Genomic DNA, 22,319 nt, shown 5'->3' on the forward strand with positions numbered 1-22,319 from the left:
GGGGACGGTCTGGGCAGGGAGGATCTGATCAGCCAGGATCTGGTCGGGTCTCCGGCGGGGAAGCTTTCGATCGGGGACGATCTGGGCAGGGACGATCTGACCAGCCGACATCCGACCGGGGAGGTTCCGGTCTAGCGCGATCCGTTCAGGCTGGGCCAGGTCAGGAAGTCTCCGGCCAGGCGCGGTCTGGCCAGGTCCAGTCTGATCGCGCAGCCTCCGATCAGGAGGGCTCCGGCGAGTCACGGTTCGACAAACCGCATCCCGACTGGGAAAGGTCAGGCCAGGCGCGATCCGATCAGGCAAGGTCCGGGCAGGGAACCGCTGAGGGGGAGCGGGCCGGTGTTTCGGGGTCCGGGCGTGACGGACTTGATCGGGAGGCGGTCGGCGCGGCGACAGCGGAAGTGACCGTGCGGAAGGGGGAAGAGCCGGAGGAGCGTCCGCTTGTCTCGGTCGGGATCTTGGTGGATGGGTGGCCTGAGGATCTGCGGACCTGCGTGGAGGCGTTGATCGCGCATACGTCGGCGCAGATCGTGGCGCTGGATTTGGGTGACGTCGATGGGGCCGGGACCGCTCTGCATGAGCTGGCCGAACGTCATCCGGATCGGATTAGAGAGTGGCCTGTCGCGGAACGTCCGCACTGGCGGGGTGGATCGGCCGGCTGGGGGGCGGCGCGTACCAAGCTGCTGCATCTGGACGACGCGCAGGTGCATGTCGTCATGGAGACTTCCACGGTCTTCGAAGGCGATGCGATCACGCCGTTGGTGCACGCTCTGGACGCCGACGGCATCGACGCGGCCGGGTGGCGCGGCGTGAATCCGGCCAACGGCGGCCACCAGTGGGAGGACGCTGGTCCTGGCGAGGTCAGGGCGCTGCTCGGCCACCTGTTCGCGGTCCGCCGCACTACCGCGCTCGGCGTCGGCGGATTCCCGGAACGGGCACGTTTCTACCGCAACGCTGACCTGGAGTTTTCCCTCAACCTCCCCGGCACGCTCGTAGTCCCCGAGAAGGACCTCCCCGTCCGGGAGGAACGCCACCGGGGCTACTACGACGTCGACTCCGAATATCGCGACACGGAATCCCGCCGCACGTACGACCGCGTACTCAAACGCCTACGCGAAACACAGTCCGACTAGAACGAGGGCCGACTAGAACGAGGGCCGAGTGGAGCGTGGGTTTCGTCAGGAAGGCCGGACTGGTTGGAGTCGGGTCCGGCCGGAGCGCGGGGGCCGGTTGAAGTGCGGTCCCGCTGGAACGTTCGGGCGGCTGCCGTCGTGTTCTTCGAGTGCCTGCGGGAGCGTGTTCGTGGGGAGGGGCGAGGGGTGGTTGGACTGCGGTCTGCCGCGCGAGGACGAGTTTCAAGACGCTTAACTGAATGACTCAGGGCACCCGCTTCTCGCCGTTATTCGGCGCCGTTAACGCAGGTGACGCTCCTCGCCGCGCCGGCGCCCAAGAGCGATCCCCTTCATTATGTAGGCGCCATGAGTGCGGCCCAATTGGCCCGTTGGGGTGGCTGCGATCGTGCTCTTCCAGTGCGAGCCGCAGAGCGTGGTTGCGGGCACGCGAGGGGTGCCGGTGGAACGTGAGGGCTGGCCTGATCGCGATCTTCGAGCGCCAACGGAGCGTGGCCGCTGGAATGCGAGGGAACGCGGTGGCCGGAGCGATCGGGGCGGGCTGATCCCGCGGCTGGATCGAGTTAGGTCAGCGCGGGCGGAGCGCGATCCGGCCGGTACGTGAGGGCGGGCAGGGCATGACTGGAGGGTGGTGCGGTTGGAGCGGGAGGCTGGCTGGGCGGTGTGGGCGGGCAGGGCATGACTGGAGGGTGGTGCGGTTGGAGCGGGAGGCTGGCTGGGCGGTGCGGGGTGGGTAGGGAGAAGCGGATCGGCCTGGAGGGCGTGGGCCGGGTGGAAGGGTGCGGGGCGGTTAGGCTGGGCGGCGGATTGGGCGAGTGAGGGTGGCGTATGGCTGAGCGGTTGGGTGGGGTGGGGCTGGCGGCGTACACGACGTTGCGGTTGGGGGGGACTGCGGGGGCGTTTGTGGCGGCGGGGTCGGAGGAGGAACTGGTTGAGGTTGTCGCTGCGGCTGATCGGGCTGGGGAGCCCGTGTTGGTGCTGGGCGGCGGGAGCAACCTTGTGGTGGGGGATGACGGGTTTGCTGGGCTGGTGGTGAAGGTCGTTTCGGCGGGGGTGGAGATCGAGGCCGGGGGGCGGGTGACCGTACAGGCGGGGGAGGATTGGGATGGGCTGGTTGCGCGGTGTGTGGGTGAGGGGTTGTCCGGGGTTGAGTGCCTTTCGGGGATTCCGGGGTTAGTGGGGTCTACGCCGATTCAGAACGTCGGGGCGTATGGGCAGGAGGTTGCTCAGACGATTTCGTCGGTGCGGGTGTACGACCGGGTCGCGCGGGAGACGCTGGACATGCCGGCGGAGGCGTGTGGGTTCGCGTATCGGGACAGTGTGTTCAAGGGGGAGCCGGGGCGGCATCTGGTGCTGGCGGTGACCTACGACTTGGCGGAGTCGGGGTTGTCGGGGCCGGTGGCGTACCAGGAATTGGCGCGGGCGCTGGGGGTTGAGCTGGGGGCTCGGGTGCCGTTGGCGGAGGCTCGGGCAGCGGTGCTTGGGTTGCGGCGGGGGAAGGGCATGGTCTTGGACGCCGGGGATCCGGACACGATCAGTGCGGGGTCCTTCTTCACCAATGCGATCTTGGATGCGGGTGAGGTGGAGGAGTTGGAGTTGCGTGCGCCTGGGTTTCCGCGGTGGGACATGGCGGACGGGAAGGTAAAGGTTCCGGCCGCGTGGCTGATCGAGAACGCGGGGTTCCCGAAGGGGTACGAGCGCGGGTCGGTACGGATTTCCACCAAGCACACGCTCGCACTGACCAATCCCACAGGGAAAGCGAGTGCCGCCGAGCTGCTGGCGCTGGCGCGGGAGGTCCGGGACGGCGTACGGGAGAAGTTCGGGGTCACATTGGTGAACGAACCGGTCATGGTGGGCGTAAGTCTGTGATGGGTTAGGGTGGAGACATCCGAAGGGGAGTAGTCCCGAATCCGGTGGTCGACATACTGACGCGTTCCGCGTCCGGCCCCGGGGCCCGAGTGGCGGACGAGACCTTCGGTCCGACAGTGATACCAAGCTGCCGGACCGAAGTCATGCCCCTGGGGAAACGCGGTCCGGTTGCTGTGAACGGGAAGGCGACCCCCGCGTGGACGCGTTCTGGATCTCCCTTGCAGTGATCTTCGTGGCTGAGCTCGGCGACAAGAGCCAGCTCATGGCCTTGACCTTTGCGACCCGCTTCCGGACTTTGCCGGTTCTGGCGGGCATCACCATTGCGACCACTGTCGTCCATCTGCTCAGCGTTGCCCTCGGGGGTTTCCTCGGCGACACTCTCCCGACTACGGCGATCTCCATCGCGGCGGGTGTCGCGTTTCTCGGGTTCGCCTTGTGGACGCTACGTGGTGACGAGTTGACGGCCGCCGAAGCCAGTAAGGCCCAACGGGCGACCAGGTCCGTTCTCCTGGCTGTGACCGGCGCTTTCTTTCTGAGCGAACTCGGCGACAAGACCATGCTGGCCACGATCACCCTGGCCACCCAGCACGGCTGGCTCGGCACCTGGATCGGCTCCACGGTCGGCATGGTCGCCGCCGACGCCCTCGCCATCCTCGTGGGCCGCCTCCTCGGCACCCACCTACCCGAAAAATGGATCAAGTACGGCGCTTCCGCCGCATTCGCCGTCTTCGGTCTCATCCTGATCGCCGAAGCCATCTAGCCGAAGCCGGGTTCTCGCCGATATCCGGCGCCGTTTACGCAGGTGACGCGGCTCGCCGCACCGGCGCCAAAAGCAGCCGGGTCGTTCCTTTAGAGGCTCAAATGAGAAGGGCAAGGCGGTGTGCATCGCCTTGCCCGGAAAGTCGCTGGCCTGGGTGAACAGCTTCGCCTTGAAATTGGGCGGCTCAGGCCAGAAGGGAGAGCCGGTGGGCGGTGGCGGTGGCTTCGCCTTGAAGGTGGGGGGCTCAGGGAGAGGCGGTGGCGGTGGCTTCGCCTTGAAAGGTAGGGGGCTCAGGTCAGAGGGGAGAGGCGGTGGGCGGTGGCTTCGCTTTGAAGGTGGGTGACTTAGGTGAGGAGGGAGAGGCGGTGGGCGGTGGCGGTGGCTTCGCCGCGGGTGGAGACGCCTAGTTTGGCGATGATGTTGGAGACGTGGACGCTCGCGGTCTTGGCGGAGATGGAGAGTTGGGCGGCGATGTCGCGGTTGGATTTGCCTTCGGCTACGAGGCGGAGGACTTCCAGTTCGCGCGGTGTGAGGAGGTTGGTCTCTTCGGCGGTGGGGGTGCTGGAGAGGGAGATGCCGGAGCGGCGGGCGACGAGATCCACCTGAGCGATCAGGGGGGCGGCGCCGAGGTCGGTGGCCGTGGCTCGGGACTCGCGTAGCCACTCGGTGATCAGGTCGCGGTCGGTGACGGTGGCCGTGGCGTGGAAGAGGGCCTTGGCCCGGGCGTACGGGCGGTTGAGGTGGAGCCAGCCCTCGGCCGCCCCGATGAAGTCCCCGAAGCATTCGAGCCGGAACATCTCACTCACCGGCCCGTCGGTGTTCATGCTGGTGGCCAGCTCGTCGGCCCGGGTGCGCAGGGCCTGAACCCGGTCGGGGCTGACGGGAGCGGCGGCGTCGCAGACCCGGTGGATCTGGGCGAGTAACCGCCACCCGAGCATCGCCTTGCGCGACCAGGGCGGGCTGATCAGCGCCGCTTCGGCCTTGTCGAGCGCCGTCATCGGGTCGCCGACGAGCAGGTGCCAGCCGAGCGCGAGCCGGGTGTTGTGGGTCCATTCCTGGGTCCACTCCTCCAGCCGGTCGCTGAGCGCCCCGATCTCCACCAGGTCGTCCTTGGCGGCGTCCACCTCGCCCCGGGCCAGCAGGATCGCGGCCCTGGTCCTGGTCAGATGCCAGCGGTTGCGTACCGACGGGTCCATGGCCAGCGCGCGTTTCACGACGGCGAGCGCCTCGTCCCAGCGTCCCAGCGAGTCCAGCGCCTCCGCCCGGTTGTTGGCGATGAACACGCCCGAGTCGCGGTAGCGGCCGTACTCCTTGGCGAGTTTCTCGCCTTCGGCGGCGAGTTCGGCGGCGTCCTCGGAGCGGCCCAGGTTCTCCAGCGCGTCCACGTTGTTGGCGAGCGCGCGCAGGACGACGCGGCCGGATTTGTGGCGGGCGCCGATGGCTTGGGCGCGGCGGTTGGTGGCCAGGGTGGAGTGCAGGTCGCCGGAGATGGAGTGGCCGAGCGCGAGGTTGATGAGCAGGTCGGCTTCCTGGCATTCGTCGCCGACCGCGCGGGCGACCCGGAGCGCCTCCTGGGTGACGGCGGTGCCCTCGATCACGTGGTCGCCGAGCATGAGCAGCGTGCCGAGCCGGGACAGCACCATCGCCCGGGTCTCGCTGGGCAGCGGCACCAGCCGTTCGGCCTTGCGCAGGTCCTCCAGGGTGCCGTCCTTGCCCTTCTGGACCTTGCAGTTCACCAGCCGCACCAGCAGTTCGGCGACCCGCTCCGGCGCGGTGGCCTCGTCCAGTTCGCTGAGCGCGCCCTTCGCGAACTTCATGCACCGGTCGATGTCGGCGGCGGCGTACGCGGCCTCGGAGGCCCTTTCCAGCACGGTGGTGTGGTCGGCGTCGATGCGCTCGGCCGCGTCGGGCACCTTGTCCCACAGGGTGAGCACCCGTTCGAGCAGCTGGATCTGCTCGGTGTACGCGAACGCGTTGGCCGCCTTCTCGGCCGCCTCCCACGCCGACACCAGCGCCCACAGGTCGTCCCGGGCCGAGAACCAGTGGTGCGCCATCTCGATGGCGGCCCGCCCGGGCGGCACCAGGCCGCGGTTGCCGCCGATGGCCTCCGCGTAGCGCGCGTGCATGCGGGCGTGCTCTCCCGGCAACAGCTCGTCGTGTACGGCTTCGCGGATGAGCGCGTGCCGGAACGCGTACGCGCCGCCGTCGGCGACCTGCATCACGTTGCTGGCCACGGCCGGGCGGAGGGCGTTCTCGAGGTCCACGTCGGAGAGGCCGCTGACGGTGGCGAGCAGTTCGTGGCCGACCCGGATCCCGCCGGCGGCGGCGATGCGCAGCACCCGCTGGGTCTCCTCAGGCAGCCGTTCGACCGAGCCGAGGATGAGGTCGTGGAGGGACTCGGGGAAGGCGTAGTCGCCGTCGCAGTCGACCATGGCCTCGACGAACAGGGGGATGCCCTCGGTGCGCTCGAACACCTTGTCCACCCGGGCGAACTCGGGCGTACGGCCCAGGATGCCGGCCATCTGCTCGGCCACCTCGTCCTGGGACAGCCGGGGCACCTCGATCCGGGAGACGCCTTCGACTCTGGCCAGCTGGGCCAGCACCGGCCGGAGCGGGTGGGTGCGGTTCAACTCGTCCGACCGGTACGTCATGACCATCAGCAGCGGAACGGCCCGCAGGTTCCGGCTGAGGAACGCGATGAGATCTCGGCTGGACCGATCGGCCCAGTGGATGTCTTCGATGATGAGGACGACCGGCCGCCGTTCCGCGAGCCGTTCCAGCAGGGTGAGGATCTGCTCGAACAGCCGGGCGCGGGCCGATTCGGTCTCGGTGTCGCCGCTGGGCTCCCCGAATTCGGGCAGCAGCCGGGCGAGGTCGCGGGCGGCGCCTTCGGGCAGCATCGCGGCCACGTCGGCGGCGCCCATCTCCCGGACGAGCTGGCGCAGCGCGGCGGTGAACGGCGCGTACGCGAGGCCCTCGGTGGAGAGTTCGACGCAGCCGCCGACGATCACGTGGGCACCGTCCTGCTCCGCCTGCTCCGCGAACCGGCTGAGCAGGCGGGACTTGCCCACCCCGGCCTCCCCGCCGAGCAGTACGGCGGCGGCGGCCTGCTTGCGCGCCTGGTCGAACACCTCGGCCAGGAACGCCAGCTCCGCGCGCCGTCCCACGAAGACGGGGCTAACCGCTCGACCCACCATGTTGTCCAGCATGTCATGCCTTCTACGGGCAGTTCGCCCTGTTTTTCTGCGGGTGTAAACACCCAAATTTCCGTCTATGGGGGGATTTCGCATGCCCGGCCGGGAGGGAGGTTCCGGCCGGGCATGCATGTCGCCGTCATGAGATGCGGAACTTGCTCAGGCCGGCGCGCATGCGACGACTCGAACTCCGCTCATGGGCCTTCCTGGACGCCTGCGCCTCGCGCGCCCGGCGGTGGCTGGTGGCCTCTTCGTGGAGCTCGGCGACGCGGTTGATGATCAGCTGGTAGTGCAGCTCGGGACCCATCTCAGGTTCTCCTTGTTCGGTGTCTTCCCTACATGTTTAAGATTCGGGCTAAGGCCCCCTGATCCACATCAGGCGGATGCCCTATCTCTGGGAGAACCTTGGGCCTAGGACTGCCTAAGGTGTGCCGTATCCCCGCCTTAGACGCGCCAGCATGAGGCCCCGTGATGTCTTTGGCGATCTTCTCGGCGCTGCTCACCCTGCTGTCTCCGCAGGTGAGAGCGTCTAAGTGGCAGGTCTTCCGGGCCATGCCCGCGGCGGTGAGCATCCCGCTCGAAGGGGTGGCCGCGGGAGGCGCCGAGCTCTGGGTCGTACGGGCCGGAGCCACCGCCCTGCACTGGGACGGCCGCTCGTGGGGGGAGGACGGCGAGCCGTACCTGGTGGCGGGGCGCGGGCGGGACGTGTGGCGGTTCGCGGACGGGCCCGCTGGGGTGGTGGCGGGGCGGCGGACCGGCAGGGCGTGGGTGGATCAGGAGCTGGGCGTGCCGGACACGCATGTGACCGCGGCCGTCGTCACCGGGCCCGCCGACGTGTGGGCGTCCGGGTTGCAGTGGACGGAGGCGGGCATGCGGGACATCGCGTGGCGCTGGAACGGCAAGGTCTGGCGCAGGGTCACGACGCCGCACCCGGTCACCGCCTATGCCGCGACCGGGCCTGCGGACGTGTGGGCGGTCAGCAGCATCGACCGGGTCACCCGCTTCCAGCACTGGGACGGCTCGGCCTGGACGGTCACCACGCTGCCAGAGGCCGAGATCAAGGACGTCGTCGCTCTTTCGCCCGCGGAGGCGTACGCGGTCGGGTCCGTGCTCGCCGGGAGTCGGCCGGAGGGGGCGGTCTTCCGGTGGAACGGGAAGGGGTGGAGCCGGTTGGCGCGGCGGGTGGCCGGGGTGGCGTACACGCGGGTCGCGGCGGACGGCGCCGGCGGGGTGTGGATGGTGGAGGGGCCGAGTTTCGTGAATCTGCGGAAGGGGCGGTGGACACGGCATCCGGTGCCGGTGGCGCAGGGGGAGGTGAAGGGGATCGTGGCGGGAGCCGGCAGGATGTGGGCGGTCGCGGAGTCATCAGCCGGGCAGTATGTGCTGACATATCAGGACGGCCCGTGAGATGTGCCAAAGATTGGTGGGCAGGATCGGCGTGCTGTTCCTGCTCAACAGGGTGACCTGCGGTGATGCCGCCGTCGCCGGGCGCGCTGAAGACGGCCCGGTTTGGACTCGTTCGTACTGGTCGGCGATGCTAGGGAGGTGTCAACTCTGACGACCTCGTTCTCGTCGAACGCCAGCCTGCGCGGATTCCTGCACGGGCTGCCCGGTGTCGACAAGGTGGGCGCGGACGCCCGCGCCGCCATGCTCGGCACCCGGTCCATCAAGACCACCGCCAAACGGCAGGCCATCGACCTCGCCATCTCGATGGTCGACCTCACCACCCTGGAAGGCGCCGACACCCCCGGCAAGGTCCGGGCGATGTGCGCCAAGGCCATGCATCCCGATCCCACCAACCCCGACGTCCCCCGGGTGGCCGCGGTCTGCGTGTATCCGGACCTGGTGGCGGAAGCCGTACAGGCGGTGAAAGGGTCCGGGGTCAAGGTGGCCAGCGTCGCGACGGCGTTTCCCAGCGGGCGGTCCTCGCTGGAGGTGAAGGTCACCGACACGGCGCTGGCGGTCGCGGCCGGAGCCGACGAGGTGGACATGGTCATCGACCGGGGGGCGTTCCTGGCCGGGGACTATCTGAAGGTGTTCGAGGAGATCGTCGCGATCAAGGCGGCCTGCGGGGACGCGCACCTGAAGGTCATCCTGGAGACCGGTGAGCTCGCCACCTACGACAACGTGCGGCGGGCGTCCTGGCTGGCCATGCTGGCGGGCGGCGACTTCATCAAGACCTCCACCGGCAAGGTGCAGCCGGCGGCCACGCTGCCGGTGACCCTGATCATGCTGGAGGCGGTGCGCGACTTCCTCGCCACCCACGGGCGCAAGGTCGGCGTGAAGCCCGCCGGCGGCATCCGCACCACCAAGGACGCGATCAAGATGCTGGTGCTGGTCAACGAGACCACCGGCGACGGCTGGCTGGATCCCGACTGGTTCCGGCTGGGCGCCTCCTCGGTCCTCAACGACCTCCTCATGCAGCGCCAGAAGCAGGACACCGGACGCTACTCCGGCCCCGACTACTTCACATTGGACTAAAAGATGTTCGAGTACGCACCAGCGCCCGAGTCGCGCGATGTCGTCGACATCAAGCCGTCCTACGGGCTGTTCGTCAACGGCGAGTTCGTGGACGGATCGGGGACGGCGTTCAAGACGATCAACCCCGCCTCCGAGGAGAAGCTCGCCGAGATCGCCGCCGCCTCGGCCGCCGACGTGGACCTGGCCGTGCAGGCCGCCCGCAAGGCGTTCACCACCTGGTCGGCCATGCCCGGCGCGGAACGCGCGAAGTACCTGTTCAGGATCGCCAGGATCATCCAGGAGCGCTCCCGCGAACTGGCCGTGCTGGAGTCCCTGGACAACGGCAAGCCGATCCGCGAGTCCCGCGACGTCGACCTCCCCCTGGTCGCCGCCCACTTCTTCTACTACGCCGGCTGGGCCGACAAGCTCGAATACGCCGGGTACGGCACCCGCCCCATCGGCGTCGCCGGCCAGGTCATCCCCTGGAACTTCCCCCTCCTGATGCTGGCCTGGAAGATCGCCCCCGCGCTGGCCTGCGGGAACACGGTCGTGCTCAAACCCGCCGAGACGACCCCGCTGACCGCCCTGCTGTTCGCGGAGATCTGCCAGCAGGCCGACCTGCCCCCGGGCGTGGTCAACATCGTGACCGGCGCGGGCGAGACCGGCGCCGCCGTGGTGAACCACCCCGACGTGGACAAGGTGGCCTTCACCGGCTCCACCGAGGTGGGCCGCCTGATCGCCCGGTCGGTCGCGGGCACGGGCAAGAAGGTGACCCTCGAACTCGGCGGCAAGGCCGCCAACATCGTGTACGAGGACGCGGCACTCGACCAGGCGGTCGAGGGCATCGTGAACGGGATCTTCTTCAACCAGGGTCACGTCTGCTGCGCCGGGTCGCGGCTCCTGGTCCAGGAGTCGATCGCGGCGGAGCTGCTGGACTCGCTGAAGCGGCGGCTCGGCACGCTGCGCCTGGGCGACCCGCTGGACAAGAACACCGACATCGGGGCGATCAACTCGGCCGCCCAGCTGGCCAAGATCCGTGAGCTGTCGGACGCGGGCGAGCAGGAGGGCGCCGAACGCTGGTCCCCGGCCTGCGCGATCCCCGACCGGGGCTTCTGGTTCCCGCCGACCGTCTTCACCGGGGTCGCGCAGTCGCACCGCATCGCCCGGGAGGAGATCTTCGGCCCGGTGCTGTCGGTGCTGACCTTCCGTACGCCCGGGGAAGCGGTGGAGAAGGCGAACAACACGCCGTTCGGGCTGTCCGCGGGAGTGTGGACGGAGAAGGCGTCGCTCATGCTGTGGACGGCCGACCGGCTGCGCGCCGGGGTCGTCTGGTCCAACACCTTCAACCGCTTCGATCCGGCCTCGCCGTTCGGCGGCTACAAGGAATCCGGGTACGGCCGCGAGGGCGGTCGGCACGGCCTGGAGGCCTACCTCGCCGGATCCGCGCCCAGGGAGAGTCGATGAGTGAGCGGTTGTCGGTCCGCAAGACGTACAAGCTGTTCATCGGCGGTGCGTTTCCGCGATCGGAGAGTGGAAGGTCCTATGTCGTGACCTCCGCCAAGGGTGAGTTCCTGGCCAACGCGTCCAAGGCGTCGCGGAAGGACGCGCGGGACGCGGTGTCGGCCGCGCGCAAGGCGTTCCCGGGGTGGTCGGGGGCGACCGCGTACAACCGGGGGCAGGTGATCTACCGCGTCGCCGAGATGCTGGAGAGCCGCCGGGCGCAGTTCACGGCCGAGATCGTGGCGGCGGACGGCGTGTCCGGCAAGAAGGCCGGCGAGCTCGTGGACGCGGCCGTCGACCGGCTGGTCTGGTACGCGGGCTGGTCGGACAAGATCGGTGCCATCCGCGGGTCGGCCAACCCGGTCGCGGGGCCGTACTTCAACCTGTCCTCCACCGAGCCGACCGGCGTGGTGGCGGTGGTCGCGCCGCCGTCCGGCCCGCTGCTCGGGCTGATCAGTGTGATCGCGCCGGTGATCGTGACGGGTAACACGTGCGTGGTCGTGGCGTCGGAGCGTGCGCCGCTGCCGTCGATCACGCTGGCCGAGGTGCTCGCCACCTCCGACCTGCCCGGCGGGGTCGTCAACGTCCTCACCGGGAATGCGGAGGAGATCGCGCCCTGGCTGGCCGGGCACATGGATGTCAACGGCATCGATCTGACCGGCGCGACGCCGGAGCTGGCGCAGTCCTGCGAGGAGCTGGCCGCGGAGAACCTCAAGCGGGTGCTGCGGCCCGAGGCGGGCCCGATCGACTGGCTGGCCGATCCCGGCACCGAACGGATGACGGCCTTCCTGGAGACGAAGACGGTCTGGCACCCGATCGGGGTCTGATCGGCCGATCAGGTGCCCGGGGCGTGCCGGGACCACGGGCGGGCGGCCTCCAGCTGGGCCGCCAGCCCGAGGAGCTGGCGTTCCGCGCCCGGCGGCGCGATCAGCTGCACGCCGATCGGGAGGCCGCTGGAGTGGCGGCCGTAGGGGACGGTCATGGCCGGCCAGCCGGCCATGTTCCAGGCGGCGGTGACGGGGGCGTAGCCCACGTTGACCAGGGTGTTCCTGATCAGGCCGCGCCTGCCCCAGCGGTCGGCCCTGGGCGGCACGTGGGCCAGCGTGGGTGTGACGAGCACGTCGGCGTTGCCGAACCACAGGTCGGCGCCGCTGGCGCGCCAGTCGTCCCGGGTGCGGGTGCCGTCGATGCGTAACGTCCGCACCGTACGGCCCGCGGCGGCCATGGTCCGGGTCCGGCGTTCCAGTTTGGCCGGTGGGAGGCCCTGGGAGTCCTCGGCGGCGCAGGAGTACCAGGTCATCACCGAGGACATGCCGACCACGGTGGGCAGGCGGCGGCCGGGGACGACCGTGTGGCCGGCCTCGCGGAGCGTGTGACCGGCCTCGTCGACCGCGCGCTGGAACTCCTTGTCGATGGACAGCCCCAGCGGCAGCGGGTTCGGGGTGACCGCGATGCGCAGGTCGGCCGCGTGGGGTGTGAGGGCCTGGTCGCCGGCCATGACGCGCAGGGCGAGGGCGGCGTCGGCGACGGTCGTGGTGAGCGGGCCGTTCTCGCACATCTCGAACCAGTCGTGGGCGGGTGGGGGGACCATGCCGAAGCCCGGTTTGATGGCGATGATGCCGCAGCAGGCGCCGGGGATCCTGAGTGAGCCGAGGCCGTCGTTGCCGACCGCCAGGGGCACCAGTCCGGCGGACACCGCCGCCGCGCTGCCGCCCGAGGAGCCGCCGGGGGTTCTGTCCAGGTTCCAGGGGTTGCGGGCGGTGCCGTACACGCTGTCGGAGAAGGCGACGAGGCAGAGTTCGGGCACGTTGGTGAGGGCGACGACCACCGCGCCGGCCTGCCGCAGCCGCGCCACCACCGGGTGGTCCGCGCTCGCGGGCTCGGCGGGGGTGGCCGCCGAGCCGTTGCGGGTGGCCTCGCCCGCCACCTCGACGTTGTCCTTCACCGCCACCGGCACCCCGGCCAGCGGCAACTCCGCCAGGTCAGGCCGATCCTGTACGGCTCGCGCCTCCCGGATCGCCTCCTCCACCCTGATCTTGCGGAAGGCGCCGAGCGAGGCCGCGCGTGCCTCGATGGCGGCGAGATGTTCGGCCACGACCCCCGGCACCGTGGCCTTCCCGTTCCGCACGGCTTCAGCGATCTCCACAGCGGTACGTCCGACCCACGACATGCCCAGAGTCTGACCCCGCCCTCCGGCCGTGTGAAGCCTTGTGACCAAGCCGATGCATCACTCCTCGCGCGGCTCGCGAGGGCTGCGGCCGACCTGTTTGAGCGCGAGCCGGAGAGCGAACTCGATCTGCGAGTTGACGCTTCTGAGATCGTCCGCCGCCCATTTGGCGATTGCCTCGTGGACGGCGGGGTCGAGTCGCAGCAGCAGTTTCTTCGGTTCGCGCCGTTGGTCAGGCATACAGGCTGCCGGTGTTCACCACCGGCTGGGTGGCGCGGTCCCCGCAGAGCACGACCAGGAGGTTGGACACCATGGCGGCGCGGCGCTCCTCGTCGAGCTCGACCACATGCTCCTGGCTGAGCCGGTCCAGGGCCAGCTGGACCATGCCGACGGCGCCTTCCACGATCTGCCGCCGGGCCGCGACGATCTGCGAGGCCTGCTGGCGGACCAGCATCGCCTGGGCGATCTCGGGGGCGTAGGCCAGGTGGGTGATCCTGGCCTCCAGGATCTCGATGCCGGCCAGGTCGGTGCGGTCGCGGAGCTCGGTGGTCAGCTCCTCGGCCACGGTCGCGCCGTCGCGGAGGCTGGTGCGCTCCTCGATGTGCGAGTCGTACGGATGGGTGGTGGCCAGGTGGCGGACGGCGGCCTCCGACTGGATCGCGACATACTGCGCGTAGTCGTCGACGGAGAAGGTGGCCTTGGCGGTGTCGAGGACGCGGTAGACGACGACGGCGGCGATCTCGACGGGGCTGCCGTCGGCGTCGTTGACCTTGAGTTTGGCGGTCTCGAAGTTGCGGACCCGGAGGGTGACGCGGCGCTTGTCCGTCAGGGGGGTGACGAACAGGAAGCCGGCGTCCTTGACGGTGCCGATGTAGCGGCCGAAGAACTGGACGACCTTGGCCTCGTTGGGGTTGACGATGGTGAAACCGGTGCCGACTAGAAAGATGAGCAGCACCGAGATGACCAGGCTGACGATGGTGGTGGCTTCGTCTCGGGACAAGCCGAACAGCACCAGGGCGCCGGCGACGACGACGAGCGCCAGCAGCACCAAGAAACCGTTGACCCGGAACGCGTGTCGTTCCATCGGCTTCCTCCTTGCTATTGAAGTGATATCACCACAGTATCACTTCGGGGGGTGTGTGGGGAGGGTGGCATGATCTCGGCATGAGTGAGTGGCGGGTGCTGGTCGAGGAGAACGTCGGGCGGTTCGACCGCAAGGAGTGGCGGGTCTCGGATGTGTACGAGGTGAAGGGCGGGCGTGAGGAGGCGCGGTCCATCGCGTACGAGCTGGCGATGCGGCACAAGCCCAAACATCCGGTGGCGGAGCAGGATCGGGCGGTGTATCGGATCAATGAGGACATGTGGCTGACGATGGTGATGGGGGCTACGGCGCGGTTCCACTATCGGGTGACCGTGGCTGAGCTGTTCGCGCGCGCGTCGAGGGACGGTGCTTTGTAAGGTCGCGGGGGATGTCCCACCCACCCACCCTTTTCTCCGGGGCTTCGCCCCGGCTCCCGGCTCTCGGCCTCCGGACCCCGGCTCCCGGCCTCCGGCCCTCGGCCCTCGGCCCTCGGCCTCCGGACCCCGGCTCCCGGCCTCCGGCTCTCGGCCTCCGGACCCCGGCTCCCGGCCTCCGGCCCTCGGCCCTCGGCTTCCGCCCCCGGCTGCCGGCTCCCGGCGGTCGGCCCCGGTTCCGGCGTTTACGCGATCTGGGGATCGGGTGTGGAGCTCGTCTCACCAGAAGGCACGCCCCCGTAGGGACGTACCTCCGGCGGGGGGTCGTTCAGCCGCCCATGCCGAGTTGCTTGAGCATCTGCGGGGTCACCTGCTTGGTCTGGTCGGCCGGAGGGGCCTTGACGGTGACCGGCTTGTTGTAGTCGGTGATGGTGGTGGTCAGGGTGAACTGCGGCTTCTGGCCTTCCTCGCTGCGGTAGCGGGTCTTGCGGACCATGCCCTGTTCGTCCACCCAGACGTCGCTGCGGAGCTGGTGCACGCCGGCCATCGGGGAGGCGCCGGGGCTTCCGCCGGGGCTGGGCGCCGTTGTTTCGACACCGAAGGCGGAGCGGGCCGCGTCCACGTTGTACGTGGCGGTGTAGTGGGTGACGGTCTTGCCGCTCACCTCGGCGGTGCCGACCATCTTGACGTCCTCGTACGCGTCGGCGAGCTTCTGGATGGTGGCCGGGTCGTTGCTCGTGGCGGTGTCGAACATCTTGGCCACGAACTGGCCGTGCGGGCCCTTGAGGTCGGCGATGTTCACCTTCCACCACGGGATGTTCTCGCCGGGGCCCTCGAAGAGCCCGTCGGGATTGATGTACCCGACGTTGTCGGCCACGATCAGCTCGGGCTTGGCGTCCTTGGACTTGCCGTCCATGGTGAGGTCGCTGACCTTGGCGTTCAGCGCCACCTTGGGCTTGGCCTGGTAGTCGTACGTGCCGTTGGCCGTGTTCTCGCCCGAGGAGAAGGTGAACTTGCCCGAACTGCTGCTGGCCTGCGCAGACTTGGTCAGCGCCTGCCGCAGCGCGGTCGTCGGGTCAGCCTCGGTGGTGGGGCTCTCCGTCGGCGACGGCGACATCTCTCCCGTCGGCATTTCGGTGGGTGTGTTCATATCCGGCGACGGTGGCGCCGGGTTACCCCACGCCGTGGTCGTACCGAGTCCGCTGGCCAGCACGCTCAGGGTGCCGAGCGCGGCTAGCCGAAGACGAGCCTTTCCCATATATCCCCCTGGTCCGCCGAAAATGACCTGCCATAGACCGTTATGTACCGGTTTCGTGCGAAATATCCTGAAATGCGCATTTCAGAGGGTTTTCGGGCGATTACTTTGCGTCAATGCGTGACTGGCCGACCTGGCGGCGGTGACATGTTGACCGTGCGGCAGGGCCGTACAGGATTGGGAAGCCGGAACGGTGGGGACTAGCGGCGGGGGTTGGCGCGGCGGGTGGCGGTGGCGGTCGCCGGGTCCTCCGGCCAGGGGTGGCGGGGGTAGCGGCCGCGGAGCTCGGCGCGTACGGCGTGGTAGGCCTCGCGCCAGAAGGACGCGAGGTCGGAGGTGACGGCGGCGGGGCGTCCGGCGGGGGAGAGCAGGTGCACCGTGAGCGGCACGCCGGCGATGCGGGGCGCGTCGTCCCAGCCGAACAGCTCCTGCAGTTTGACCGCGAGCACCGGGCGTTCGCCGGAGTAGTCGATCCTGACCTTGGACCCGCTGGGCACCTCGACCCGTTCGGGCGCGACGTCCTCGATCCGCGCCGACCAGGGCACCAGGCGGCGCAGCGCGACCAGCACGTCGATCTTCGCGAGGTCACCGCGCCGCCTGACCCGGGAGAGTTCCGGCTCCAGCCACCGGTCGGCCTCCGCCACCAGCGCCGCGTCGTCCACCGGCGGCCACGGCTCGCCGATCACCCGATGGCAGAACGCCAGCCGGTCCCGGAACGCCCGCGCCTCGGGCGTCCACCGCAGCAACTCCACCCCTTCCTGCGCCAGCCCGTCCCGTACGGCCTGGCGCACGTCCGCGTCCGCCAGCGCGACCGCCGACAACTCGATCGCCCCCAGCCGCCGGACCCGCCTGGCGACGACCTCCCCCTTACGCCACCCGATCTCGTCCTCCTCGGCCAGCAACGCCGCCGCCGCGACCCGGGCGACGTCCTCGTCGATCACCACACCCTGCCGGACCCGCGCCGCCGCGCTCCCCACCGCCCGGTCGGCCACGGCGACGGCCACCCACTCGGCCCCGCCCAACCCGGCCCCGGCCCCGACTCCAACCATGGCCCCCGTCCCGGACGCCATGATGAACTCGCCGCCGTCCGCCCGCCGCCGAGCCACCCGCTCCGGATACGCCAGCGCCACCACGAGCCCGGCGACCGCGTCGTCCTGCCCCAGCTCGCGAGGGCCGCCTGGTTTACGACCCGTGTGCGGTCCCGCGGGGATGTCCTGGTGGGAGTTCAGGGCTGCGGCCAGGCGCCGGGTCTCCTGGCGCCAGCGCGTGGAGAGGTTGTCGCCGCCCCGGCGGACCGAGCGCAGCACGGCGACCAGGTCGTCGGAGGCCGACCGGGGGAGCTGCTCGCCCAGCAGCGCGACTACTTCGGCGGCGCGATCGGCCCCGACCCGCTCGGCTCCGTCGATCAGCGCCCGCGCCAGCCGGGGATGCACGCCGACGGCGGCCATCCGCCGCCCGCGATCGTTGACCCGCCCCTCGGGACCGAGTGCGCCGAGGGCGGTCAACGTGTCGCGTGCCGCCAGCATGGCGCCACCCGGCGGTGGGTCCAGGAGCGCCAGCCCGCCCGCGTCCGGATCGCCCCAGCAGGCCGCGTCCAGCGCGAACCCGGTCAGATCGGCGAGCGCGATCTCCGGCTGCGGATACTCGGGGAGCCGCTCGTGCTCCGCCGCCGACCAGCACCGATAGGCCGTCCCGCGCCACTCTCTGCCGGCCCGCCCGGCCCGCTGCGCGGCCGACGCCTTCGAGGCCCGTACGGTCACCAGCGACCCGAGCCCCCGCGCGTGATCCATCCGAGGCTCCCGGGCCAGCCCCGAATCGACCACGACCCGCACGCCCGGGATGGTCAGGCTGGACTCGGCCACCGACGTCGCCAGGATGACCCTCCTCCCGGCCCCCGGGTTCAGCGCCGCGTCCTGCACGGCCGCGGGCGCCTGCCCGTGCACCTGGAGCACCTCGACCCCGGACAGCATCCCGGCCACTTTCCCGAGTTCCGCCACTCCCGGCAGGAAACAGAGCACATCCCCGTCGTGGTGGTTCAGCGCGTCCCGTACGACATCAGCGACATGGGAGAGAAACGCGGGATCGACGCGCAGGCCGTGCGGTGGCGGGAGCGGTCGCGGTGGCGGTGCCCAGACGATCTCGACGTCGTGCACCGTGCCTTCGGCGTGGACGACGGGCGCGCCGCCGAGCAGGTGCGCCCAGCGGCCGGCGTCCGCGGTGGCCGAGGTGGCCAGCAGCCGAAGGTCGGGCCGCAGCGTCGCCCGTACGTCGATGAGGAAGGCGAGCGCGGTGTCGGCGTCGAGGTGGCGTTCGTGGCATTCGTCGATGAGCACCGCGTCCACGCCGTCGAGTTCGGGTTCACGCTGCAACCGCCGCAGCAGCACCCCGGTCGTCACGACCTCGACCCGCGTACGGGCGCTGACCTGCCGTTCGCCCCGGATCGTGAACCCGACCCGCTCGCCAACCCTCTCGCCGAGCAGCCAGGCCATGCGCCGGGCGGCCGCCCGTACCGCGATCCGGCGCGGTTCGGCGACGATCACCCGCCGGGGTGTGAGGGAGGAATCGGACAGGCCCGCGAGTGCGAGCGGCACCACGGTCGTCTTGCCGGTTCCGGGCGGCGCGGTGAGCACGGCGGTGCCGGGTGCTTCGAGCGCGGCCAGGAGTTCGGGCAGCACGTGCCGTACGGGCAGGGAAGACCACTCGGGGCGCATCCGCTAATTCTGGTCGGTTCAGGCGGCACGCATGCCGAGCAGGAGTTCGGCGTTGGAGGAGGTCTCCTTCAGCCGGGTGAGGAAGGGCTCGAAGGATTCCTGGCCGTGCAGGGCCCGGCGGAGTTTCCAGACGAGGGAGAGCTCGGCGGGGTCGAGCAGGAGTTCCTCGCGGCGGGTGCCGGACGCGGTGACGTCGACGGCGGGGAAGATTCTGCGGTCGGCCAGCGACCGGTTGAGCTTGAGCTCCATGTTGCCGGTGCTCTTGAACTCTTCGAAGAGGTTGTCGTCCATCTTGGAGCCGGTCTCGACGAGCGCGGTGGCCAGGATCGTCAGCGAGCCCGCCTCGCGCAGGTTCCTGGCCGCCCCGAGCAGCCGCTTCGGCGGGTGGATGGCCCGCACGTCGATCCCGCCGGTGAGCACCTTCCCGCCGCCGGGCTGGGTGGCGTTGTACGCCCGGCCGAGCCGCGTGATCGAGTCGACCAGCATGACCACGTCGTGGCCGGCCTCGACGAGCCGCTTGGCCCGCTCCACGGCGAGCTCGGTGACCGTGATGTGGTCGGCGGCGGGACGGTCGAACGTGGACGCGATGACCTCGGCCTGGACCGATTCACGCATGTCGGTGACCTCTTCCGGTCGTTCGTCCACGAGCACGACCATCAGATGGCATTCGGGGTGGTTGGCGGTGATCGCGTTGGCGACCGCCTGGAGGAGCAGGGTCTTGCCCGCCTTGGGCGGGGCGACGATGAGGCCGCGCTGGCCCTTGCCGATGGGCGCGACCAGGTCGAGGACCCGGGTGGACAGCACGCCCTTGGTGGTCTCCAGGCGCAGCCGTTCGGTGGGGTGGATGGGGGTGAGTTCGTTGAAGGAGGGCCGGTCGTGCGGCGGCGCGGAGGTGAACGCGATCAGCCGGCCGCCCTGGGCGGTGCCGGTGACCACGTCCCCCGTCCTGAGCCCGGCGAGCAGGTCCTTCGGGACGGTGACGTCGCCGGGGCCGCGCAGGTAGCCGGAGGTCCTGAGGGTGGAGCCGTCCAGGATGCCGCTCACCTCGCGGACCACCGCGGTCTTGACCGCGCCGTTCCGGGTACGCGTCCGGGGCTCACCCACCTGTGTCTGGGTAAGAGTCATGATCTTGTCCTTGCGGATATGGGGAAGCATCGATGTGAGCGCAGGCGTCGAAGAAAGAACGAGAGCATCCTGCGTGATCACAAAGCTCGGCCGAGTGGCCGGTCGCACGCGCCCAGAGATCGGGCCAGAAACATGCGAACTACACGGACGATAACACGCCGATCGCCGGAATGTATTCCCCCGGTCCCGGCGTCAGCGGGCCTGGAGGGCGTCCAGGGCCACGGCCATGGCGATGACCAGGCGCCGGTCGAGGCGGGGGTCGTTGATGTCGATCGCGTACCGGTCGCGCAGGCCCCAGCGGCGTTCCACCGAGAAGGCGATGGACGCGCCCACGCTGAAGTCGAAGTGGTACGGCAGCCACGACAGGGAGTCGGTGAACCGGCGCACGACGGCCACCAGCGGGTTGCGCTCCTGCCCGGTCAGCGTGGGGAGGCCGGGCTGCTGGAGGTGCCAGGTGGAACGGAGCAACGACTTGCCGAAGTCCTTGCGGAACAGCCCGAGGGGGGTGCCCGAGGCGTCGACCACGTCGTAGCCGCTGCCCAGGTCGATGACCTTGCGCGCCTTGAAGGCGGCCAGCGCCTCGCTCCTGGACTCGTCCGTGTAGAGCGTGACCTGCTCTTTCAGGGTCAGCCGCTTCTGCTCGGCGAAGGCCACGATCGGTCCCTCGGAGCCGTCGGGCTCGGCGATGTGGACGACGTAACGATTCACCATCATGGTGATCTTCTGCCGCAAGATCAGCCGCGTCTGCGTCTGGAGGGTCGCCGTGTCCACCTGAACCTCCGTAAATGGTCTCTTTACCACCCTAGTACGGAGTCACCGAAGCGGAAGATCCCCGGTCAGAAACCGCTGGATGGAAGGTGCCACACAGGCCACGATCTCGGCCCGGGTGAGCGCCGTCATTATCTCGATCTGGATCACGTAGCGCGCGAAGGCGACACCCATGAGCTGCGACGCGGCCAGGATCGCCCGCTGCTCTCCATGGTCGCCGCCGAGCAGCTTGACCAGCGGGCCGGCCAGTTCGTGGATCATGAAGTGCTTCAGGATCGCCGCCGCCGCGGGTGAGGAGGTGGCCGACGTGACCACCGCCTTGATCCGCGGGCTGGTCTCCGGGTCCTCCCAGAGTTCGAGGTAGCGGGCGGTCAGCCGCTCTCCGATGGTGTCCAGGTCGCCGTCGAAGGAGTCGATCAGCCGCTGGATCGGCATGCCGCCGCTCCGGAGGGCCTCGCCGAACAGGCCGTCCTTGTTCCCGAAGAAGTGCATGACGAGCGCCGGATCCACCCCGGCCGCCCGGGCCACCCCCCGGATGGTGGTCCCGCTGTAGCCGTGCTCGGTGAAGGAGGCCATCGCGGCCTCCAGGATGGCCTCCCGTGTCTGCGTGCTGCCTGGTCGCCGGCCGCTCTTCGTCTCGCTCTCCATAACCACTATTCAACCACGTTGAATTCATCTATGGTGAACTCAACGCTGTTGAAGTCATCGTAGGGAGAATTCGATGAAGAAGTTACTGCCGGCCGTCGTGCTGGTGACGCTCATCGGGCTCGCGTTCGCCGCCTCGTTCGTGGGCGCGCTGCACCAGCCCGAACCCCATGGCGTACCGGTGGGCGTGGTCGCGCCCGCCCAGGTCGCCGGCCAGATCGACGCCGGGCTGGCCGCGAAGAAGCCCGGCGCGTTCGAGATCAAGAGCTACGCCGACGAGGCCGCCGCGCGGACCGCGCTGGGCGATCGCGAGGTCGAGGCCGTGGTCCTCCCGCAGCAGGCCAAGCTGATCGTCGCCAGCGCCGGCGGCCGGACCGCGTCCACCGTCGTCACCCAGGTGTTCACCGGTCTCGCCCAGGCCCAGGGCCAGCAGCTCACGGTCGAGGACGCGTACCCGCTGCCCGCCGGCGACACCGGCGGCGTCTCCGGCATGTTCTACGTGCTCGCCCTGGTCATCCCCGGCATCGCCATCGCGGTCCTGGCCGGTCACGCCGGCGTCGGCGCCGGCCAGAAGGTCGCCGTCATCGCGCTCGCCTCGGTCACGGTCGCCCTCGCCAACGCCTGGCTCGCCGACTCGCTCTTCGGCGCGCTCCCCGGCGCCTACCTGGGCCTGACCGCCGTCTCCGCCGCGGTCGTCTTCACCCTCGGCGTGGTGGTCGCGGGCCTGGTCCGCGTGGTCGGCACCCCCGGCGTCGGCCTGGCCGCCCTGCTCTTCGTGGTGATCGGCGTCCCCGCCAGCGGCGGCCCGCTCGGCCCCCGTTTCATCCCCGAGTGGTACGCGGCGATCGGCCAGACCCTCCCCATCGGCCAGGGCACCGAGGCCATCCGCAACACCGTCTTCTTCGACGGCGCGGCCCTCACCGTCCCGCTCACCGTCCTGGCCGCCTGGACCCTGGCCGGCCTGCTCCTCCTGTTCATCCCGGTACGGCGTACCGCCGCCACCGCAACCCCCGCCGCGCAGCCGGTCCCCGTCGCGTGACTCATATCACCCCAAACCCGGAAATCTCGGGCCGGGCAACTGTCTTACATCTGACATAGCCCGGCCCACCCCCACCGGTCACCCTGAAAGAACCACCCGGTCCTCACAGGTCCCCTCAGCTTCATCTCAGCGAACCTCTGCGAGACTCACCCCTATCGGAAGAAACCGCCAAACCCCCACCAACCCGCGTGTCCCCCCTCACTCATTCGGCAATCGCCGCGCCATTAGTCGTATGTCCCGG

General features: G+C 69.9%; 18 protein-coding genes and 1 pseudogene. 9 read left to right on the forward strand and 10 right to left on the reverse strand.

Features of this window, described 5'->3' with window-relative positions:
• Window positions 1–461: 461 nt before the first annotated feature.
• The 3 genes from Aph01nite_RS37265 to Aph01nite_RS37275 all read left to right on the forward strand — a co-directional run bounded on the left by Aph01nite_RS37265 (window position 462) and on the right by Aph01nite_RS37275 (window position 3,759).
• On the forward strand, window positions 462–1,133 hold the full coding sequence (locus Aph01nite_RS37265) for a glycosyltransferase family A protein (RefSeq protein WP_204045791.1): 672 nt from the start codon (window positions 462–464) through the stop codon (window positions 1,131–1,133).
• 825 nt (window positions 1,134–1,958) lie between these two features.
• Window positions 1,959–2,999 (forward strand): UDP-N-acetylmuramate dehydrogenase, encoded by a 1,041-nt coding sequence (locus Aph01nite_RS37270; protein WP_204045792.1) that lies wholly within the window; start codon window positions 1,959–1,961, stop codon window positions 2,997–2,999.
• 196 nt (window positions 3,000–3,195) lie between these two features.
• A complete protein-coding gene (locus tag Aph01nite_RS37275) occupies window positions 3,196–3,759 on the forward strand; it encodes a TMEM165/GDT1 family protein (protein WP_204045793.1) in 564 nt (187 codons plus the stop codon).
• A 344-nt stretch (window positions 3,760–4,103) separates the two neighbouring features.
• On the opposite strand, the gene Aph01nite_RS42360 is transcribed toward Aph01nite_RS37275, so the two are convergent.
• On the reverse strand, window positions 4,104–6,926 hold the full coding sequence (locus tag Aph01nite_RS42360; RefSeq protein ID WP_275419347.1) for an ATP-binding protein: 2,823 nt from the start codon (window positions 6,924–6,926) through the stop codon (window positions 4,104–4,106).
• A 166-nt stretch (window positions 6,927–7,092) separates the two neighbouring features.
• Complete coding sequence (locus Aph01nite_RS37285; protein ID WP_204045795.1) at window positions 7,093–7,260, reverse strand: hypothetical protein; 168 nt, start codon at window positions 7,258–7,260, stop codon at window positions 7,093–7,095.
• A gap of 164 nt (window positions 7,261–7,424) precedes the next feature.
• Between Aph01nite_RS37285 and Aph01nite_RS37290 the strand changes: the two genes are divergently transcribed.
• The 4 genes from Aph01nite_RS37290 to Aph01nite_RS37305 all read left to right on the forward strand — a co-directional run bounded on the left by Aph01nite_RS37290 (window position 7,425) and on the right by Aph01nite_RS37305 (window position 11,740).
• Window positions 7,425–8,360 carry a hypothetical protein gene (locus Aph01nite_RS37290; RefSeq protein WP_204045796.1) on the forward strand — a complete coding sequence of 312 codons (936 nt, stop codon included), beginning with the start codon at window positions 7,425–7,427 and terminating at the stop codon, window positions 8,358–8,360.
• A 138-nt stretch (window positions 8,361–8,498) separates the two neighbouring features.
• Window positions 8,499–9,434 carry a deoxyribose-phosphate aldolase gene (deoC, locus tag Aph01nite_RS37295; RefSeq protein WP_204045797.1) on the forward strand — a complete coding sequence of 312 codons (936 nt, stop codon included), beginning with the start codon at window positions 8,499–8,501 and terminating at the stop codon, window positions 9,432–9,434.
• A gap of 3 nt (window positions 9,435–9,437) precedes the next feature.
• Complete coding sequence (locus Aph01nite_RS37300; RefSeq protein WP_204045798.1) at window positions 9,438–10,877, forward strand: aldehyde dehydrogenase family protein; 1,440 nt, start codon at window positions 9,438–9,440, stop codon at window positions 10,875–10,877.
• Window positions 10,874–11,740 carry an aldehyde dehydrogenase family protein gene (locus Aph01nite_RS37305; protein WP_204045799.1) on the forward strand — a complete coding sequence of 289 codons (867 nt, stop codon included), beginning with the start codon at window positions 10,874–10,876 and terminating at the stop codon, window positions 11,738–11,740. Before Aph01nite_RS37300 ends, Aph01nite_RS37305 begins: the two co-directional genes overlap by 4 nt.
• An 8-nt stretch (window positions 11,741–11,748) precedes the next feature.
• Here Aph01nite_RS37305 and Aph01nite_RS37310 read toward each other — a convergent pair whose 3' ends face one another.
• Genes Aph01nite_RS37310 through Aph01nite_RS37320 form a run of 3 tightly spaced genes read right to left on the reverse strand, consistent with a single transcriptional unit; the run spans window position 11,749 to window position 14,164 of the window.
• Complete coding sequence (locus Aph01nite_RS37310) at window positions 11,749–13,083, reverse strand: amidase (RefSeq protein WP_204045800.1); 1,335 nt, start codon at window positions 13,081–13,083, stop codon at window positions 11,749–11,751.
• A 57-nt stretch (window positions 13,084–13,140) separates the two neighbouring features.
• Entirely contained in the window at window positions 13,141–13,320 is a 180-nt protein-coding gene (locus Aph01nite_RS37315) for a type II toxin-antitoxin system antitoxin (protein ID WP_204045801.1), read from the reverse strand.
• On the reverse strand, window positions 13,313–14,164 hold the full coding sequence (locus tag Aph01nite_RS37320) for an SPFH domain-containing protein (RefSeq protein WP_204045802.1): 852 nt from the start codon (window positions 14,162–14,164) through the stop codon (window positions 13,313–13,315). Before Aph01nite_RS37320 ends, Aph01nite_RS37315 begins: the two co-directional genes overlap by 8 nt.
• A gap of 80 nt (window positions 14,165–14,244) precedes the next feature.
• On the opposite strand from Aph01nite_RS37320, the gene Aph01nite_RS37325 reads away from it, so the two are divergent.
• Complete coding sequence (locus tag Aph01nite_RS37325; RefSeq protein WP_204045803.1) at window positions 14,245–14,538, forward strand: hypothetical protein; 294 nt, start codon at window positions 14,245–14,247, stop codon at window positions 14,536–14,538.
• Between the two features lie 325 nt (window positions 14,539–14,863).
• Here the strand turns inward: Aph01nite_RS37325 and Aph01nite_RS37330 are convergent, their stop codons facing one another.
• The 5 genes and pseudogenes from Aph01nite_RS37330 to Aph01nite_RS37350 all read right to left on the reverse strand — a co-directional run bounded on the left by Aph01nite_RS37330 (window position 14,864) and on the right by Aph01nite_RS37350 (window position 21,042).
• A complete protein-coding gene (locus Aph01nite_RS37330) occupies window positions 14,864–15,685 on the reverse strand; it encodes an SCO4651 family lipoprotein (RefSeq protein ID WP_204045804.1) in 822 nt (273 codons plus the stop codon).
• A 305-nt stretch (window positions 15,686–15,990) separates the two neighbouring features.
• Window positions 15,991–18,501 (reverse strand): ATP-dependent helicase HrpB, encoded by a 2,511-nt coding sequence (hrpB, locus tag Aph01nite_RS37335; protein WP_204045805.1) that lies wholly within the window; start codon window positions 18,499–18,501, stop codon window positions 15,991–15,993.
• An 18-nt stretch (window positions 18,502–18,519) separates the two neighbouring features.
• Window positions 18,520–19,557, reverse strand: a pseudogene (gene rho / locus Aph01nite_RS37340) (transcription termination factor Rho); the annotation flags it as partial.
• A 261-nt stretch (window positions 19,558–19,818) separates the two neighbouring features.
• Window positions 19,819–20,397 carry an LURP-one-related family protein gene (locus Aph01nite_RS37345; RefSeq protein ID WP_239162268.1) on the reverse strand — a complete coding sequence of 193 codons (579 nt, stop codon included), beginning with the start codon at window positions 20,395–20,397 and terminating at the stop codon, window positions 19,819–19,821.
• 42 nt (window positions 20,398–20,439) lie between these two features.
• Window positions 20,440–21,042, reverse strand: a complete 603-nt coding sequence (locus Aph01nite_RS37350; RefSeq protein WP_204045807.1) for a TetR/AcrR family transcriptional regulator — start codon at window positions 21,040–21,042, stop codon at window positions 20,440–20,442.
• Between the two features lie 73 nt (window positions 21,043–21,115).
• Between Aph01nite_RS37350 and Aph01nite_RS37355 the strand changes: the two genes are divergently transcribed.
• Window positions 21,116–22,078 carry a hypothetical protein gene (locus Aph01nite_RS37355; RefSeq protein WP_204045808.1) on the forward strand — a complete coding sequence of 321 codons (963 nt, stop codon included), beginning with the start codon at window positions 21,116–21,118 and terminating at the stop codon, window positions 22,076–22,078.
• Window positions 22,079–22,319: the final 241 nt, after the last annotated feature.

Source organism: Acrocarpospora phusangensis, assembly GCF_016862995.1.
Lineage (GTDB): Bacteria > Actinomycetota > Actinomycetes > Streptosporangiales > Streptosporangiaceae > Acrocarpospora > Acrocarpospora phusangensis.